The sequence below is a fragment of the Clostridium fallax genome (assembly GCF_900129365.1).
In the GTDB taxonomy this organism is placed as follows: Bacteria; Bacillota; Clostridia; order Clostridiales; family Clostridiaceae; genus Clostridium_AH; species Clostridium_AH fallax.
This window is the reverse complement of sequence record NZ_FQVM01000009.1, coordinates 1-17,044: the sequence shown is the minus strand read 5'-3', so window position 1 is coordinate 17,044 and position 17,044 is coordinate 1. Positions and strand designations below refer to the sequence as shown.

General features: G+C 29.2%; 18 protein-coding genes. 16 read left to right on the top strand and 2 right to left on the bottom strand.

The genetic code is table 11. The features are described from left to right. The first annotated feature begins 148 nt into the window (after positions 1-148). Both BUA70_RS06210 and BUA70_RS06205 read left to right on the top strand, forming a co-directional pair. On the top strand, positions 149-1,591 hold the full coding sequence (locus tag BUA70_RS06210; protein ID WP_072894957.1) for an ABC transporter substrate-binding protein: 1,443 nt from the start codon (positions 149-151) through the stop codon (positions 1,589-1,591). Positions 1,592-1,748: 157 nt separating this feature from the next. Then, positions 1,749-2,654, top strand: coding sequence for an ROK family protein (locus BUA70_RS06205; RefSeq protein WP_072894954.1), 906 nt, complete (start codon positions 1,749-1,751; stop codon positions 2,652-2,654). Positions 2,655-2,793: 139 nt separating this feature from the next. Here BUA70_RS06205 and BUA70_RS06200 read toward each other — a convergent pair whose 3' ends face one another. Next, complete coding sequence (locus BUA70_RS06200; RefSeq protein WP_072894951.1) at positions 2,794-4,011, bottom strand: 6-phosphofructokinase; 1,218 nt, start codon at positions 4,009-4,011, stop codon at positions 2,794-2,796. Positions 4,012-4,247: 236 nt separating this feature from the next. Between BUA70_RS06200 and BUA70_RS06195 the strand changes: the two genes are divergently transcribed. From BUA70_RS06195 to BUA70_RS06130, 14 genes are all read left to right on the top strand, one after another. Continuing rightward, complete coding sequence (locus BUA70_RS06195) at positions 4,248-4,799, top strand: manganese efflux pump MntP (protein ID WP_072894948.1); 552 nt, start codon at positions 4,248-4,250, stop codon at positions 4,797-4,799. Positions 4,800-4,854: 55 nt separating this feature from the next. After that, on the top strand, positions 4,855-5,274 hold the full coding sequence (locus BUA70_RS06190) for a Fur family transcriptional regulator (protein WP_072894945.1): 420 nt from the start codon (positions 4,855-4,857) through the stop codon (positions 5,272-5,274). Positions 5,275-5,661: 387 nt separating this feature from the next. Next, complete coding sequence (locus BUA70_RS06185) at positions 5,662-6,102, top strand: MarR family winged helix-turn-helix transcriptional regulator (RefSeq protein WP_072894942.1); 441 nt, start codon at positions 5,662-5,664, stop codon at positions 6,100-6,102. 26 nt (positions 6,103-6,128) lie between these two features. Then, positions 6,129-7,103 (top strand): beta-ketoacyl-ACP synthase III, encoded by a 975-nt coding sequence (locus BUA70_RS06180; RefSeq protein ID WP_072894939.1) that lies wholly within the window; start codon positions 6,129-6,131, stop codon positions 7,101-7,103. 72 nt (positions 7,104-7,175) lie between these two features. After that, positions 7,176-7,409 carry an acyl carrier protein gene (acpP, locus tag BUA70_RS06175; RefSeq protein ID WP_072894935.1) on the top strand — a complete coding sequence of 78 codons (234 nt, stop codon included), beginning with the start codon at positions 7,176-7,178 and terminating at the stop codon, positions 7,407-7,409. Continuing rightward, complete coding sequence (gene fabK, locus BUA70_RS06170) at positions 7,399-8,322, top strand: enoyl-[acyl-carrier-protein] reductase FabK (RefSeq protein WP_072894930.1); 924 nt, start codon at positions 7,399-7,401, stop codon at positions 8,320-8,322. Before acpP ends, fabK begins: the two co-directional genes overlap by 11 nt. Positions 8,323-8,332: 10 nt before the next feature. After that, the gene (fabD, locus tag BUA70_RS06165; protein WP_072894927.1) at positions 8,333-9,262 is read left to right on the top strand and encodes an ACP S-malonyltransferase; all 930 of its coding nucleotides are present in this window, start codon (positions 8,333-8,335) and stop codon (positions 9,260-9,262) included. 1 nt (position 9,263) lies between these two features. After that, positions 9,264-9,998 (top strand): 3-oxoacyl-[acyl-carrier-protein] reductase, encoded by a 735-nt coding sequence (gene fabG, locus BUA70_RS06160; protein ID WP_072894922.1) that lies wholly within the window; start codon positions 9,264-9,266, stop codon positions 9,996-9,998. Between the two features lie 20 nt (positions 9,999-10,018). Beyond that, positions 10,019-11,263 carry a beta-ketoacyl-ACP synthase II gene (gene fabF, locus BUA70_RS06155; RefSeq protein WP_072894918.1) on the top strand — a complete coding sequence of 415 codons (1,245 nt, stop codon included), beginning with the start codon at positions 10,019-10,021 and terminating at the stop codon, positions 11,261-11,263. Then, positions 11,264-11,752, top strand: a complete 489-nt coding sequence (gene accB / locus BUA70_RS06150; protein WP_072894915.1) for an acetyl-CoA carboxylase biotin carboxyl carrier protein — start codon at positions 11,264-11,266, stop codon at positions 11,750-11,752. A 13-nt stretch (positions 11,753-11,765) separates the two neighbouring features. Then, positions 11,766-12,197, top strand: coding sequence for a 3-hydroxyacyl-ACP dehydratase FabZ (gene fabZ / locus BUA70_RS06145; protein WP_423236768.1), 432 nt, complete (start codon positions 11,766-11,768; stop codon positions 12,195-12,197). Positions 12,198-12,213: 16 nt separating this feature from the next. Beyond that, positions 12,214-13,560 carry an acetyl-CoA carboxylase biotin carboxylase subunit gene (locus tag BUA70_RS06140; protein ID WP_072894909.1) on the top strand — a complete coding sequence of 449 codons (1,347 nt, stop codon included), beginning with the start codon at positions 12,214-12,216 and terminating at the stop codon, positions 13,558-13,560. A 12-nt stretch (positions 13,561-13,572) separates the two neighbouring features. Then, positions 13,573-14,451 carry an acetyl-CoA carboxylase, carboxyltransferase subunit beta gene (gene accD / locus BUA70_RS06135; RefSeq protein ID WP_072894904.1) on the top strand — a complete coding sequence of 293 codons (879 nt, stop codon included), beginning with the start codon at positions 13,573-13,575 and terminating at the stop codon, positions 14,449-14,451. Further along, positions 14,444-15,235, top strand: coding sequence for an acetyl-CoA carboxylase carboxyltransferase subunit alpha (locus BUA70_RS06130; RefSeq protein WP_072894901.1), 792 nt, complete (start codon positions 14,444-14,446; stop codon positions 15,233-15,235). The genes accD and BUA70_RS06130 overlap by 8 nt, the downstream gene beginning before the upstream one ends. 170 nt (positions 15,236-15,405) lie before the next feature. On the opposite strand, the gene BUA70_RS06125 is transcribed toward BUA70_RS06130, so the two are convergent. Next, on the bottom strand, positions 15,406-16,797 hold the full coding sequence (locus tag BUA70_RS06125; RefSeq protein WP_072894898.1) for a peptide MFS transporter: 1,392 nt from the start codon (positions 16,795-16,797) through the stop codon (positions 15,406-15,408). Positions 16,798-17,044: the final 247 nt, after the last annotated feature.

Here is a 17,044-nt window from a genome sequence, read left to right as displayed (position 1 = left end):
ATGTAAACAATTACTATATGAAATTTTGCAATAAAATATAAAATTTATACACTACAAAAATTTTACAAAAAACAATATAATATAAGTGTAAACGATATATGCATGAAGTTAAAAAATTTTAAAGAATATTAACTAGGGGGGCATTGAGATGACAAAGTTTAAAAAGTTGTTTGCACTTTCCATGGGTGTTGTTATGGCTTCATCAGTAGCATTAACAGGCTGTGGTGAGAAAAAAGATGCAGCAGGAGATAAAGGAGAGGCAGTTAATTTAGTTTGGTATACAATAGGTGCACCACAAAAAGATACTAAAAAAGTAACTGATGAGTTAAATAAATATCTTAAAGATAAGATAAATGCAACAGTAGAAATGAAGCAAATTGATTTTGGCGACTATACTAAAAAAATGCAAGTTATTATTAACTCAGGAGAAGAATATGATATAGCATTTGCTTGTTCATGGGCAAATGATTATCTTTTAAATTCAAGAAAAGGTGCTTTTATTCCAATTGATGATTTATTAGATAAGTATGGAAAAGAAACCAAAGAAACTGTAGACAAGAGATTCTGGGAAGGTGCTAAAGTAAATGGAAAGATTTATGGAGTACCAACTAATAAGGAAATTGGAGTAATGCCAGAGTGGGTATTTACAAAAGAATATGTAGATAAATACAATATTCCATATAAAGATATTCATTCATTACAAGACTTAGAGCCATGGCTTCAAAAGATTAAAGAAAATGAGCCAGATGTAACTCCATTATATATAACAAAAGATTATTCTATAATAACTCAATTTGATAAATTAATGGATCCAATTGGTGTTAAATTAAATGATAAAGACCTTAAAGTTGTTAATGTATTTGATACACCGGAAATGAAAAAAGATTTAGAAACAATGAGAAGTTATTATGAAAAGGGATATATAAATAAAGATGCAGCTACTGCACAAGCTGATAAGACAGTTAAAAGATTTATAGCTAAAGCTGATGGACAACCATTTGCTGAGACATTATGGTCAAAGGATTTAGGATATGAAGTAGTTTCTTCAAAAATTATAGATCCATATGTATCTAATGGTTCTACAACAGGTTCATTACAATGTATATCTGCAACTTCAAAGCATCCAGAAAAAGCTATGGAGTTTTTAAACCTATTAAATACAGACCCATATGTTAGAAATATGGTTAACTTTGGTTTAGAAGGAACTCATTATGAAAAGATATCTGATAATAAGATTAAGTTAACTGATGATTCAAAGAATTATCAAGTACCTTATTTCTCACTAGGTAACTTATTTATAACTTATCTTCTAGAATCAGATCCAGATAATAAGTGGGAAGAATTTAAGAAGTGTAATGAAGAAGCAAAAGCATCACCTGCATTAGGATTTAACTTCGACCCAACTAATGTAACAACAGAAATTGCAGCAGTTAAGAACATTTTAGATGAATTCGGTCCATCATTATATAGTGGATCTGTTCCAGTAGATGAATATGTAAATAAAATGAATGAGAAACTTAAAGCAGCTGGAATTGATAAGATTATAACTGAAATGCAAAAACAAATAGATGAATGGAAAACTTCTAAATAGATAAATAAATTTAAAACAAAAAGATTGTCTTATTAAATTCATAAGACAATCTTTTTTTTACATAATATAAAACGTAATTTTAAGTTGATAAAGTTATATTTATACAAAGTATAGGGGGTGAATTTTTAGCAAAAAAATTTTTTGCTAAATTATATTTATGGAGAAACTTTATATTGTTATTGATGTTGGAGGTTCATCAATTAAATATGGACTTATGACAGAAAAGGGAGAAGTTTTAGAAAAGGGTAGTATAAAAACAGTAAAAGAAGATGCCAATAAACTTATAGATTCAATAGGAAATATAGTAGACAAATATAAGTTAGAAAATAATATATTAGGATTAGCTTGTAGTTTTCCAGGGGCAGTAAATCCTAAAACGGGAATTATAGGAGGAGGAAGTTCTATTCCTTGTATCCATGGTCCTAACATAAAAGATTTATTACAAAATAGAACTGGATTAAAAGTTTCTATAGAAAATGATGCAAATTGTGCAGCTCTTGCAGAAGGTTGGTTAGGAGCTGCAAAGAATAATAAGAATTATATTTGCTTAGTTATTGGAACTGGAATAGGAGGATGTATAATAATTAATAATAGTATCTTAAGAGGAGCTAATCTTCATGGTGGAGAATTTGGATATATGCTTTTAGAAGATAGCCAAGATCCTATAGGGAAGATTTGGAGTAAAAAATCCTCTACTTTTGCATTAGTTACTGAAGTATCTAAAAGACTAAGTATACCAATAGATAATCTTAATGGTAAAAAAATTTTTGAAATGGCAGAAGAGGGTAATATTGATATAATAAAAATAATTGATAAATGGTATAAAGGAATAGCTAGGGGGATTTTTAATCTTCAATATATAATAGATCCTGAAAAAATATTGATAGGTGGAGCTATTAGTGAAAGAGAAGATTTTATAGATAATATAAATGTTAAACTAAAAGAAATGAAAAATGATATTGCTACATTAGATATTAAAGTAGAAAAATGTAGATTTTCTAATGATTCTAACTTAATTGGAGCTTTATATAATTTTTTATGTCAATATGAAGTAATAAAATAAAGAAATTAATAATCTTTTATAAATTATTTATTTAAAACAAAAACTCTTAATAAAAGAAGAAGCTTTTATTAAGAGTTTTTATTATTGTTTAGGAAGAAAAATTTAAATTTAGTTAATTAATTGTGGTGTAAAGATTGATTTATCTATTAAAAACCTTATATTTAGGTAAATAATCATAAAAGTTTAACTGGTTTAATTGCGAAATTAATGGCTTTAAATATAATAAAGCATCCTTTGTTATATTATTTCCTTTAGGATTTATCCATTCCTTAGGAAAATATTTAACTTTATTAGCTACTTTATTAGCTTCCACTAAAAAAGTAGATGATTTATATGGTGTATTAGTATCTCTTTTTATTCCAACCATGTATCCTGAATACCCAGAAGATACATAATTTAAAGCAGCCTTTCCAACCATTGAAGCTTCTTCAAAATCGGTTTTTGAAGAACAATGAAGAGCACATCTTTGTAACACTCCTAATTCAAGGGTTTTAACTCTATTAGTTACTTTAGATTGAATAATTAAATTTTTTAAGTAGTTAGCAACGCCACCTAATTGTGCATGTCCAAAGCTATCATGGGTTGTATTATCATTTATAGAACCTAAAAAATCACCATATTTATTTTTAATTCCTTCTGATGCAACAATAAAAACATGATTTTTTTCTTTAAATCTTGATTTTACATCTAAAATAAATTGTTCTTCTGAAAATGGAACTTCAGGAAGATATATAAAGTCAGCTACTTGTTTACCTTCTATAGTAGCTAATGCTGTGCTTGCTGCAAGCCAACCAGTATCTCTTCCCATAGTTTCTAAAATGAATATTCCATTGTTTGTATAAACAGTTGAGTCTAGATAAGCTTCTAAAGTGGAAGTGGCAATAAATTTTGCAGCACTTCCAAATCCAGGAGTATGATCTGTAAAAACAAGATCATTATCAATAGTTTTAGGTATTCCAATAAATTGTATATCTATATTTTTTTCTTTAGCAAAAGCACTTAATTTATTGGTAGTATCCATAGAATCATTACCACCTATATAAAAAAATGCTTTTATATTTAAAGAATTAAGAATATCTATTAATTTTATATAATCAGTTTCGTCTATTTTATAATCTTTTAATTTATATCTACAAGAACCTAATCCAGAAGATGGAGTATGTTTAAAAGTATCTAATTCTACTTTACTCATCTTTGATAGATTAATTATATTTCCTTTTAATATACCTTCAATTCCATTTAAACCGCCATAAACATTTTTAAATATATTTTTTTCAAAGTTACCTTCAACTAATCCAACTACGCTAGCATTTATTACTGAAGTGGGACCACCTGATTGAGCTATTATGCAATTCATTTAGTTCTCTCCTTTATATATGATATACTATTTACTTAAAAAGTATACTATATTTAATAATATACAACAAAATATCATAAAAATAAAGATTTTTTTAAAAAATTTTTTAAAAAGAGTACGCTATATATTATAAAAGTATACAAAAATATTTTTTGTATATATTTTAAGCTATTAGCATATTCTTAATATTGAAAATATCAATGATAAAATAAAGAAAATAAAGATAGAGGGATTTTATGGAATTTAAAGATATTATAATAATTGGTATAGCCTTAGCTATGGATGCTTCAGCTATTGCTTTAAGTATTGGAATTAACTGTTCTGTGAAAAGAGAAAACAAATTGATTTTTGGATTATCCTTTGGATTCTTTCAGTTTTTTTTAGCATTTTTAGGTGCAATATTTGGAGTTCTTTTTAATACATATATTACTTCTATACCTCAAGTTATAGGTGGAGGGATAATTGCCTTTGTAGGAGTTATGATGATAAAGGAAGGCTTTGAAGAAAAGGATAAATGTATTTTAGTAAAACCTAGAATGTATCTTATTTTAGGAATATCAGTAAGTATAGATGCTTTGGTTGTAGGATTTACTGCCTTTAATAATGTAAATAACTATTATAGTATACTTAAAGGAACATTAATTATAGGACTAATTACTTTAATTCTTTCTTATGGAGCTTTTTATTTATCAAAATACGCAAGAAAAATACTTTTTATAACTCAATATGCTGATTATATAGGAGGAGCGATGCTTATACTTTTTGGTATTAAGATGATGTTTTCTTAAATTTTTTATTATGTTATAATCTAATTGAGATATATAATTATTTGAGGAGTACGTTATGGAAATTAGAGACCTTTTAAGAGAAAAGGGAATTAAAATTACAAAGGGAAGAATAGCTATATATAATATAATAAAAAATAGTGATAAAAGTCTTACTGCAGATAATATATATGATAAATGTAAAGAAATTGGAGAGAATTTAAATTTATCTACAATATATAGGACCTTAGAAATTTTTGATGAAAAGAATATTACAGAAAAATTTAATTTAGGAGATGGAAAGTATTCTTTTTCAATAAAACAAAAAGATCATAAACATATATTAGAATGTAGCATATGTCACAAGGAAATAGAAGTACCATGCCCTATGAGACCTGTTATGGAAATGCTAAAAAATGAAACAGGATTTGTATTAACTGATCATGAACTTGTATTAAAGGGAATTTGCAAAAAGTGTAAGAGTAAAAATAAAAAGTAATTTTATAATTAATATTAAAAATAAATAGTTAAAATAGATTATAAAGGTTAGTTTATGGAAAACATAAGACTAACTTTTTTTATTTCTTAAAGAAGAAAATGTAAATAATATATGAATAAAATGAATTGACGTTAATAAAATTTGTAATATTTTTAATAAATAATGAAAAAATATCAAAAGCAAAAGAAATATTGAGTAAAACATATGAATATAGAGATAAATTCATATAATTTAACATATTGATTAATAAAAAGGAAAAATAATCAAATTCTTAATATTGACCAATTTCTATAAGTAGACTATACTTTGAATAAATTACTTTGATAATCAAAATATAAATTAATCAAAATATTTTAGTATCAAATGATTTTGGAGGTGATTTAAAAAATGGAAAAATCTCATTCTATAATTAATAAATTATTAGTTGAAATATTTAATGAGGTTCTTATGATAGAGCAGACTGCTTTAAAGCAGGGAATATTTAATGATGTCACTATTACTGAAGTACATACTATAGAAGGAATAGGGATGTATGAAGCAAAAAGTATGAGTGAGGTGGCTAAGACATTAGGAATAACAGTAGGTACTTTAACTATAGCAATAAATAATTTAGTTAAAAAGGGATATGTAGAAAGAGTTAGATTAGAAGAGGATAGAAGAGTTGTAAAAATTAGTTTAACTAGAAAAGGTAAACTTCTTTATAGGGCTCATGCTAAGTTCCATAATGATATGGTTAAATCAACAATAAATGGATTAGATAAAAAAGAAGAAGAGTTATTAATAGAAGCATTAAAAAACCTTAGAACTTCTTTAAAACAATATATTTAACCATTAAGAAATATGAGGAGTTATCTATGAATAATGTTAGAATTTTGGCAACAGGTAGGTGTACACCTGATTATATATTAAATAATCAAAAATTATCTCAAATTGTAGAAACCAATGATGAGTGGATAATAACAAGAACAGGAATAAAAGAAAGAAGAATATCTAAAGGAGAAAATACTTCTTATTTTTCATGGAAAGCTGGAGAGGAAGCTATAAGAAAAGCAGGTATTTCACCTAAAGATATAGATATAATAATTGTTGCAACTAGTACTCCAGATAGTGCAATTCCATCTACTGCTTGTTTAGTTCAAGATTTATTAGGCGCAGACAATGCCTTTGCCTTTGATATAAGTGCAGCTTGTACTGGATTTATATATGGGTTAGATGTTGGATATAAAATGCTATTAGCAGGACCACATAAAAGAGCTCTTATTATAGGAGTTGATGTTTTATCAAAGGTAGTTAATTGGGAAGATAGAGGAACATGTATACTATTTGGAGATGGAGCAGGAGCTGTGATTATAGAAAAGACAGAAGAAAAAGGTATTTATAATACCTACTTAGGGTCTGATGGATCAAGGGGAAAGAATGCATTAGTTTGTGGAGATTATGGAATAAAATCTCCTTTTGTGAAAGAAGGAAGAGAATATAATCCTTTTATAAAAATGGAAGGAAAAGAGATATTTAAATTTGCAGTAAGAATAATTCCAGAAAGCGTAAATAAGGTGTTAGAAAATACTAATATTTCTTTAGATGAAATTAAATATATAATACCTCATCAAGCTAATTTTAGAATTGTTGATGCAGCAGCAAAAAAATTAAATGTAGATATAGATAAATTTTATTTAAATGTAGATAAGTATGGAAATACCTCAGCAGCTAGTATTCCAATAGCACTAGATGAAATTATTCAAAAGAACCTAGTAAAAAAAGGAGATAAGATTATTTTAGTAGGTTTTGGAGGAGGATTAACCTGGGGGGCTATACTTTTAGAAATATAAGAGATTAAGCATAAAAGATGCTTTATATAAAAAATTGTAAAGATAATTTTTAATTTTTAGGAGGAATTTAATATGATATTCGAACAAATAAGAGAAGTGGTAGTAGATCAATTAGGAGTAAAGGAAGAGGAAGTAACTTTAAAAACAAATTTTATTGAAGATTTAGGAGCAGATTCTTTGGATTTATTCCAAATAATTATGGATTTAGAAGATAAATTTGATATAAAAATAGAAGATGTTGAAGAGATTAAAACAGTAGAGGATGCAGTTAACTTTGTTAAGGAGAGAGTGGATAATGAAGAATAATAGAGTTTGTAATCTCTTAGGTATTCAATATCCAATAGTACAAGGGGGAATGGCTTGGGTTGCAGATGCATCCCTTGCTGCATCTGTATCTAATGCTGGTGGACTTGGAATAATTGCTGGAGCTAATGCACCAGTTGAATATATAAGGGAACAAATAAGAAAGGCTAAAAGTTTAACAGATAAACCTTTTGGAGTTAACATAATGCTTTTAAGCGATAATGCGTCTGAACTTGCAAAAATAGTTTGTGAGGAAGGAGTTAAGGTAGTTACAACAGGAGCAGGAAATCCAGGAAAGTATATTGAAATGTGGAAAGGGCATGGAATAAAAGTTATACCAGTTGTAGCTTCTGTGGCTTTAGCGAAAAGGATGGAAAGAGCAGGAGCAGATGCAGTAGTTGCAGAAGGCTGCGAAGCTGGTGGCCATGTAGGAAAATTAACTACTATGGCTTTAGTACCTCAAGTTGTAGATAGTGTTTCAATTCCAGTTATAGCAGCAGGTGGAGTTGGAGATGGAAGAGGAATGGCAGCGGCTTTTATGTTAGGAGCAGAAGCTGTGCAAATAGGAACTAGATTTTTGGTATCTAAAGAATGTACTATACATCAAAATTATAAGGACTTAGTAATTAAATCTAAAGATATCGATACCTTAGTTACAGGAAGAGCAACTGGTCATCCAGTACAGGTTATAAAAAATAAATTGGCTCGTCAATTTGAAAAACTTGACAAGGAAAAAGCAGACTTGAAAGAATATGAAGAACTTGGAAGAGGAGCTCTTAGCAAAGCAGTAAAAGATGGGGATGTTGAGAATGGATCTTTTATGGCAGGACAAATAGCTGGACTAATTTCTAAAGAACAAAGTTCAAAAGAAATAATAGAAGATATTTATTCTCAATTTAAAAATCTAATAGATTAGGAGTAAAAAGATGAAAATAGCATTTATTTTTTCAGGTCAAGGTTCTCAGTATGTTGGAATGGGAAAAGAACTTTATGAAAATTTTCAGTGTTTTAGAGATGTTTTCAATAATGGATCTGAAATTTTAGGTATAGATTTATGTAATCTTTGTTTTGAGGGGCCTAAAGAAGAACTTAACAAAACAGAAAATACTCAGCCAGCAATATTAGCTGCTTCTATAGGAACTTTAAGAATTCTTGAAGAAAAGGGAGTTAAGGCAGAAGCTGTAGCGGGATTTAGTCTTGGTGAGTATTCAGCTCTTGTGGCTTCAGAAAGTTTAAGTTTTGAAGATGGAATTTCTTTAGTTAGAGAAAGAGGAAAGTTTATGCAAGAAGCTGTTCCAGTAGGAGAAGGAACTATGGCAGCTGTAATAGGGCTTTCAAGAGAAAAAGTAGAAGAAATAGTAAGTGAAATTCAAAAAGAAGATTTAGTTGAAATAAGTAATTATAATTGTCCACTTCAATTAGTCTTAGGTGGAACAATAAATGGAATAAAAAAAGTATCTGAGTTAGCTTTAAAAGAAGGAGCTAGAGCCGTAAAGGAATTAGATGTTAGTGGCCCTTTTCATACTTCTCTTTTAAAACCAGCATCAGATAAATTAAAAAATAAATTAAAAAAAATAAAAATAAATAAAAATAAATTACCTTTAATATCTAATGTAACAGCTGACTATGTAAATGGTCAAGGAAATATAGAAAATCTTTTGGTAAAACAGGTTATGACTTCTGTAAAATGGGAAGATACTATAAATAGATTAGTAGAAGATGGCTTTGATACATTTATAGAAATAGGACCAGGAAAAGTTTTATCAGGACTTGTAAAGAGAATAAATAGAAAAGTAAAAATATTAAATGTTGAGGATTTATCCTCATTAGAAAAAACTCTTAAGGAGGTACTATAAAATGTTAAGAGGAAAAACTGCTATTGTCACGGGAGCCGCAAGAGGAATAGGGAAAGCTATTGCTTTAAAATTAGCAAAGGAAGGAGCTAATATAGTTTTAAACTATAGAAGCACTTCTCCGGAAGATGTTATAAAAGAAATTGAATCCTTAGGAGTTAAAGTATTATCAATTCAAGGAGATGTATCTTTAGAAGAAGATGCAAATAAATTAATTGAAGAAGCAGTAAAGACATTTGGATCTTTAGATATTCTTGTTAACAATGCAGGTATAACAAGGGATGGTCTTATAATGAGAATGAAATCAAAGGATTTTGATGATGTTATAAATATAAATTTAAAAGGAGCTTTTAATACAACAAGAGCTATATCATCAATAATGATGAAGCAAAGAAAAGGTGTAATTATAAATATAAGTTCAGTTGTAGGAGTTGCAGGTAATGCTGGTCAAAGTAACTATGCAGCATCAAAGGCTGGATTAATTGGATTAACTAAATCTGTAGCGAAAGAATTAGGGGGAAGAGGAATAAGATGTAATGCTGTAGCTCCAGGATTTATTGTTACAGATATGACAAATGTTTTAGGAGATAAGGTAAGAGAATCTATAATAAATGGAGTTCCTCTAAAAAAATTAGGAGAAACTGATGATATTGCAGCGGCAGTAGCATTTTTAGCCTCTGATGATGCCAAATATATAACAGGCCAGGTATTAAATGTAGATGGTGGAATGTTAATGTAGCAAAAGGATAGGTGAATTATATGGAAAGAAGAGTAGTTATTACTGGTATGGGAGCTGTAACTCCTATAGGAAATAATGTAGAAAGTTTTTGGAATGGAATAAGATCTGGTAAATGTGGAATAAATGAAATAGATACCTTTGATATTACAGAGCAAAAGGTAAAGCTTGCAGCTTTAGTTAAGGATTTTAAACCAGAAGATTTTATTGATAGAAAAGAAGCAAGAAGAATGGATAGATTTTGTCAGCTTGCTTTAGCAGCAGCAACTGAGGCTATGGAAGATTCAGGTCTTGATCTTAATTCTATAGATAGATATAGAGCAGGAGTTATAGTATCTTCTGGTATAGGCGGACTTAAAACTATAGAAGAACAAGTAGAAAAATTAAATGATAAAGGGCCTTCTAGGGTATCACCATTTTTTATACCTATGGCAATTATAAATATGGCTGCAGGAAACATTGCGATTAAATATGGTTTAAAGGGAACTAGTGCCTCTATAGTAACTGCTTGTGCATCATCTACTCATGCTATAGGAGAAGGATTTAGAAGTATAAAACATGGATATAGTGATATAATTGTTGCTGGTGGTAGTGAAGCTTCTATAACTCCAGTAGGCTTAGCTGGATTTGCTTCATTAAATGCACTTTCAAGAACTACAGATACAAAAAGAGCATCAATTCCTTTTGATAAAGAAAGATCAGGATTTGTAATGGGAGAAGGTTCTGGAATTATAGTTTTAGAAGAACTTCAACATGCTTTAAAAAGAGGAGCTAAAATTTATGGAGAGATTATAGGTTATGGTTCAACTTGTGATGGATTCCATATAACGTCTCCAGATCCAGAAGGAGATGCAGCAGCAAAGGCTATAGAACTTGCTTTAAAAGAAGGTAATGTCGAAAAAGAGAACATTTCATATATAAATGCTCATGGAACTAGTACAGAAATGAATGATAAGATAGAAACTTTATCTATTAAAAAAGTTTTTAAAGATAAAGCTTACGAAATTCCAGTAAGCTCAACTAAATCTATGACAGGACATCTTTTAGGAGCAGCAGGAGCTATAGAAAGTATTGTTTGTATAAAAGCTATAAATGATAATTTTGTACCTCCAACAATAGGATATAAGGAAAAAGATGAAAATTGTGATTTAGATTATGTACCAAATAAGGGAAGAGAAGTAGAAGTAAACTATGCAATGTCTAATTCATTAGGTTTTGGTGGACATAATGGAGTGGTTTTATTTAAGAAGTGGACTGGAGGTAAATAAATGGATTATTCATCTATAAAGGAACTTATAAGCATAATTAATGATTCAAAGCTTACTACCTTTGAGATGGAACTTGATGGTGTGGTGTTAAAAATGAAAAAAGGAGAATCCTCATCTCAAAAAAAAGATGAGGATTTAAAAGAAACACATCATGAATCTAAATCAAAAGTAGAAAAGAAAAGAAGTGAATTAAAGGAAGAAAGTATTAATTCAGCAATAAAAATAGAAGATATAGAAGAAAAAGAAGAAATTAATGGTGAAATGGTTAATGCTCCATTAGTAGGAACATTCTATTCTTCTCCTGGAGAAGGAAAAGATAACTTTGTTAAAATTGGAGATAATGTAAAAAAAGGTGATGTACTTTGCATTTTAGAAGCTATGAAAATAATGAATGAAATTCAAAGCCCTAGAGACGGGAAGATAGTTAAAATTTTAGTTGAAAATGAACAAATGGTTGAATATGGTCAGCCTTTATTCATTATAGAATAGGATGGTAGATTTTATGATTATGGATATAATGGAAATTCAAAAGATATTACCTCATAGACCACCATTTCTTTTAATAGATAAAGTTATAGAAATGGAAGAAGGAAAAAAAGTAGTAGCAATAAAAAATGTAACTATTAATGAAGATTTCTTTAGGGGACATTTTCCACAGGAACCTGTTATGCCAGGAGTTTTAATAATAGAAGCTTTAGCTCAAACAGGAGCAGTAGCTTTACTATCTATAGAAGAAAATAAAGGCAAAATAGCTTATTTTGGTGGAATAAATAAAGCTAAGTTTAGAAGAAAAGTTGTACCTGGAGATACTTTAAGGTTAGAAGTTGAAATAATAAAATGTAGGGGTATGGCAGGAGTTGGAAAAGGAACAGCTTATGTTGATGGAGAAAAGGCAGCAGAAGGGGAGCTTATGTTCGTTATAGGTTCTCGTTAATTAAAGAGGTGAATTTATGTTTAATAAAGTTCTTATAGCAAATAGAGGTGAAATAGCAGTAAGAGTAATAAGAGCATGTAGAGAACTAGGTATATCTACTGTAGCAGTATATTCAGAGGCAGATAGAGAAGCACTGCATACTCAAATAGCAGATGAGGCTATTTGTATAGGACCTTCAAGGGCTAAAGATAGTTATCTAAATATGGGAAATTTAATAAGTGCAGCAGTACTTACAGGTGCACAAGGTATACATCCCGGTTTTGGATTTCTATCAGAAAATAGCACTTTTGCTAAGATGTGCAGGGAATGCAATATAAAGTTTATAGGCCCAGATCCAGAAACTATAGATCTTATGGGAGATAAGTCTAGAGCCAGAGAAATAATGATAAAAGCAGGAGTCCCTGTAATACCGGGAACTGAAGGTACAGTAGGTACTTTAGAAGAAGTTTTAGAGAATGGAAAAAGAATAGGATTTCCTCTTATGATAAAAGCGGCATCTGGTGGTGGCGGTAAAGGAATAAGAATAGTAAAAGAAGAAAAAGAACTTGAATCAGCTTATCTAAGTGCTAAAAGTGAAGCTAAGGCTTCTTTTGGAGATGATAGAGTATATATGGAAAGGTTTATACAAAATCCTAGACATATAGAAGTTCAAATTCTTGGTGATAATTATGGAAACATAATACATCTAGGGGAAAGAGATTGTTCTCTTCAAAGAAGAAACCAAAAAGTTTTAGAAGAATCTCCATCAAAAGTTTTGGATGATGAATTAAGAAAGAAGATGGGAGAAACAGCTATAAAAGCTGCTAAGGTTGTAAATTACAAAAATGCAGGAACTATAGAATTCTTATTAGATAAAAATGGAGAATTTTATTTTATGGAAATGAATACTAGAATTCAAGTAGAACATCCTGTTACAGAAATGGTTACTGGAGTAGATTTAGTTAAAGAACAGATTAAAATAGCTAGTGGAATTAAATTGTCTTTAAAACAAAAAGATATTAAGATAAAAGGTCATGCAATTGAATGTAGAATAAATGCAGAAAATCCAGAGAGAAACTTTGCACCATCTCCAGGAAAAATAGAGTTTTTATTTTTACCTGGCGGAAATAATGTAAGAGTAGATACTGCAGTTTATAATGGATATATTATTCCACCTTACTATGATTCTATGCTTGGAAAAGTTATAGTTTATGGAAAAGATAGAAAAGAAGCAATAGAAAAGATGAAAACTGCATTATGGGAGATAACCATAGATGGAGTAGATACAAATGTAGATTTCCAATTAGAAATTCTAAATAATATAAAATATATGGAAGGTGAATTCCATACAGGATTTATTGAAAAGGAAATACTTAAAAAGTAGTGGTGGTTTTTTATGGGATTATTTAAGAAGCGAAAATACTTTACTATTAACTTAGTAAATAAAGATAGAGAAGAGGATGCTAGTCAACCTAATATACCACATGGTATGTGGGTTAAATGCATTAAATGCAACAAAATATCATATGGAAAAACAGTAGAACAAAATTATAAAATTTGCCCTAATTGTGGTGGATACTTTAGATTATCAGCAAAGGAAAGACTAGAAAGTATTATAGATTGCGATACTTTTACTGAATTTGATTCTGATATGATAAGTAAAGACCCTCTTTCTTTTCCCGGATATAATGAAAAATTAGAAAAAGAGAAGAAAAAATCCTCCCTTAATGATGGTGTTATAACTGGGAAGGGAAAAATTAATGGACTAGAAACTATAGTTGCTATAATGGATTCTAATTTTATGATGGGTAGCATGGGAACTGTTGTAGGAGAAAAAATTACAAGAGCAATTGAAAAAGCAACAGAACTAAAATTACCTATAATAATCTTTACTTGCTCAGGAGGAGCAAGAATGCAGGAGGGAATATTATCTCTTATGCAAATGGCTAAAACCTCTGCAGCTCTTAAAGTTCATGATAAAAAAGGATTATTATATATATCAGTAATTACAGATCCTACTACAGGAGGAGTTACTGCGTCCTTTGCATCATTAGGAGACATAATTATTGCAGAACCTAAGGCTTTAATAGGATTTGCTGGTAGAAGAGTTATAGAAGGAACAATAAATCAAAAATTACCAGAGGAATTTCAAACAGCAGAGTTTATGCTAGAGCATGGATTTATAGATAAAATAGTAAAAAGACAGGATATGAAAAATACTTTAGGAAAACTATTAAAAATTCATAATATAAATAGGAGGGGAAAAGATGAATAATAAGTTATCCCCTTGGGAAAGATTAACCTTAGCAAGAATGGCTAAAAGACCTACATCTTTAGAATATATAAATGAAATATTTGATGATTTTATAGAGCTACATGGCGATAGAGGAGTAAAGGATGATGGAGCTATTGTAGGAGGATTGGGATATTTAGAAGATATTCCTGTTACTATAATAGGTATTCAAAGAGGAAGAAATATAGAGGAAAATATAAAAAGAAATTTCGGAAGTCCTAATCCAGAAGGATATAGAAAAGCTTTAAGGCTTATGAAACAAGGAGAAAAGTTTAATAGACCAATAATATGTTTTATAGATACTAAAGGAGCATTTTGTGGAGTAGAGGCTGAAGAGAGAGGACAGGGAGAAGCAATAGCTAGAAACCTTTTAGAAATGGCAGGAATAAAAACCCCTATAATATCAATAATAATTGGTGAAGGTGGTAGCGGAGGTGCATTAGGCTTAGCTGTTGGAGATAAGGTATGGATGCTTGAAAACTCAGTTTACTCCATATTATCACCAGAAGGATTTGCATCTATTTTATGGAAAGATTCTACTAGAACTCATGAAGCTGCAGAAGTTATGAAAATAACCTCTTATGATTTATTAAATTTAAATATAATAGAAAAAATTATAGAGGAGCCTTCTGGAGGGGCGCAAAATGATATTAAATCAGTAGCAGAATCTATTAAGAATTCCTTAAAAGATGAATTAGAGAATTTATTAACTTTAGATAAAGAAGAACTAATTAAAGCTAGATATGAAAGATTTAGAAAGTTTTAAAAGTATAACTTGTTATATAATAACTATATAGCAAGTTATACTTTTTATATATAAATTTGCATTAAAATATATAAGAGTTATCTTTAAAAATATAGTTAAATGTTAAATAAAACTTAAATAAATAAGAGTCCTTGAGATATCTCAAAGACTCTTATAATCTTAAACTTAAATTATTTCATCATTTTAGTTAATTTCTTACTTATACTAAATAGGATTAATCCTAAAACTATAGCAGCTATACCAATTGAACCAAATATTTGTAGATAACCTAAAGATTCAAGATGAGCAGCTATAAATACATTACCAATGATATTTGCAAGAAACTGACCTGATAGCCAAACACCCATTAAGAAAGATGCAAGTTTAACTGGTGCCAATTTACTTACCATTGATAACCCTATTGGTGATAAACAAAGTTCACCAAGTGTATGTAGGAAATAAACTCCGACAAGCCAAATCATATTAGCTTTAGCAGTAACAGCTGTTCCGTTTACTCCTTGTCCAAGTAAAGCTAATACAAGAAGAACATAACCTGAACCAAGTAATAGCATACCTAAAGCCATTTTACTTGGAATACTTAAATCCTTATTATCTTTAGCTAGATTTATCCAAACTTTAGCTAAAATAGGTGCAAATAATATTACAAATAAAGGATTTAATGATTGGAACCAAGTTATTGGAACTTCCATTGAGCCTAAATTTCTATTTACAGCATTTTGTGCATACATTGTTAATGATGTACCAGCTTGTTCAAATCCTGCCCAGAAGAATACAACGAATGCAGTAAGAATTAAAATAACAATAGTTCTATTTTTCTCTTCCTTAGTAAGAGGTTTATTAGCATCAGCTGCTGATTCTCCTTTAGCTTTTCCAACGGCATATTTTCCAATATCCCCAAGATATTTATTTGATAATGTTATAAATGCTATTTGACCTATTACAATACCAATAGCTGCAGCTAAGAATCCATATTTAAATCCATAATGAATAATTTCGCCACCAAATCTAGTTGCTAACCATTTTTCGGCAAGAGTACCACAAATAAGTGGTGCTAAAAATGATCCAAGATTTATTCCCATATAGAATATTGTAAAAGCCCCATCTCTTCTTTTATCATTCTTTGAATATAATTCTCCAACTATAGTTGAGATATTAGATTTAAAGAAACCATTACCTATAATTAAAAGTGCAAGTCCTATGTATAAGAATAATTTATCTTGCTTTGCAAATAATGTTAATTGACCTAAGGCCATTGTAAAGCCACCAATTATAATAGATTTTCTTTGGCCTAAGAATCTATCTGCTATATATCCACCAATTGTTGGGGTGAAAAATACTAAAGCTGTAAATACTCCATATATTTGAGCAGCAGTAGCAGTATCAAATCCTAATCCACCTTTAACAAATTGTGTTGTTAAGTAAAGAGTTAAAAGTCCTCTCATACCATAATAACTGAATCTTTCCCACATTTCTGTGAAAAACAATAGATATAATCCAGGTGGATGTTTTTCTTTTATCTTGCTATTATCATCAATAGCTTTTTCTTCTTTAATCGCTTCCATTAAAGTGCCCCCTTATTTATATATTAAACATTAAAATACAATATATAATTTACTATTGTAAACAACTTTTGTCAATGTGATAACTACCAGTTTTTATCATTAATAAATTTTTAAACAAATAGGTTATTTTTTATTAATATAATTTTTTTAAAGTTTTTGGAAATTTATATTTATTAATACTTATACAAATTTTAATGTTTAATATATAAATAAGGGGGCACTTTAATGGAAGCGATTAAAGTGCCCC

Coding starts and splice junctions, on each gene's coding strand:
- BUA70_RS06200 (WP_072894951.1), bottom strand. CDS start 4,011: ATGAATTGCATAATAGCTCAATCAGGTGGTCCCACTTCAGTAATAAAT.
- BUA70_RS06140 (WP_072894909.1), top strand. CDS start 12,214: ATGTTTAATAAAGTTCTTATAGCAAATAGAGGTGAAATAGCAGTAAGA.
- BUA70_RS06130 (WP_072894901.1), top strand. CDS start 14,444: ATGAATAATAAGTTATCCCCTTGGGAAAGATTAACCTTAGCAAGAATG.
- fabG (WP_072894922.1), top strand. CDS start 9,264: ATGTTAAGAGGAAAAACTGCTATTGTCACGGGAGCCGCAAGAGGAATA.
- fabZ (WP_423236768.1), top strand. CDS start 11,766: ATGATTATGGATATAATGGAAATTCAAAAGATATTACCTCATAGACCA.
- BUA70_RS06195 (WP_072894948.1), top strand. CDS start 4,248: ATGGAATTTAAAGATATTATAATAATTGGTATAGCCTTAGCTATGGAT.
- BUA70_RS06190 (WP_072894945.1), top strand. CDS start 4,855: ATGGAAATTAGAGACCTTTTAAGAGAAAAGGGAATTAAAATTACAAAG.
- BUA70_RS06180 (WP_072894939.1), top strand. CDS start 6,129: ATGAATAATGTTAGAATTTTGGCAACAGGTAGGTGTACACCTGATTAT.
- BUA70_RS06125 (WP_072894898.1), bottom strand. CDS start 16,797: ATGGAAGCGATTAAAGAAGAAAAAGCTATTGATGATAATAGCAAGATA.
- BUA70_RS06205 (WP_072894954.1), top strand. CDS start 1,749: ATGGAGAAACTTTATATTGTTATTGATGTTGGAGGTTCATCAATTAAA.
- acpP (WP_072894935.1), top strand. CDS start 7,176: ATGATATTCGAACAAATAAGAGAAGTGGTAGTAGATCAATTAGGAGTA.
- accD (WP_072894904.1), top strand. CDS start 13,573: ATGGGATTATTTAAGAAGCGAAAATACTTTACTATTAACTTAGTAAAT.
- BUA70_RS06210 (WP_072894957.1), top strand. CDS start 149: ATGACAAAGTTTAAAAAGTTGTTTGCACTTTCCATGGGTGTTGTTATG.
- BUA70_RS06185 (WP_072894942.1), top strand. CDS start 5,662: ATGGAAAAATCTCATTCTATAATTAATAAATTATTAGTTGAAATATTT.
- fabF (WP_072894918.1), top strand. CDS start 10,019: ATGGAAAGAAGAGTAGTTATTACTGGTATGGGAGCTGTAACTCCTATA.
- fabK (WP_072894930.1), top strand. CDS start 7,399: ATGAAGAATAATAGAGTTTGTAATCTCTTAGGTATTCAATATCCAATA.
- accB (WP_072894915.1), top strand. CDS start 11,264: ATGGATTATTCATCTATAAAGGAACTTATAAGCATAATTAATGATTCA.
- fabD (WP_072894927.1), top strand. CDS start 8,333: ATGAAAATAGCATTTATTTTTTCAGGTCAAGGTTCTCAGTATGTTGGA.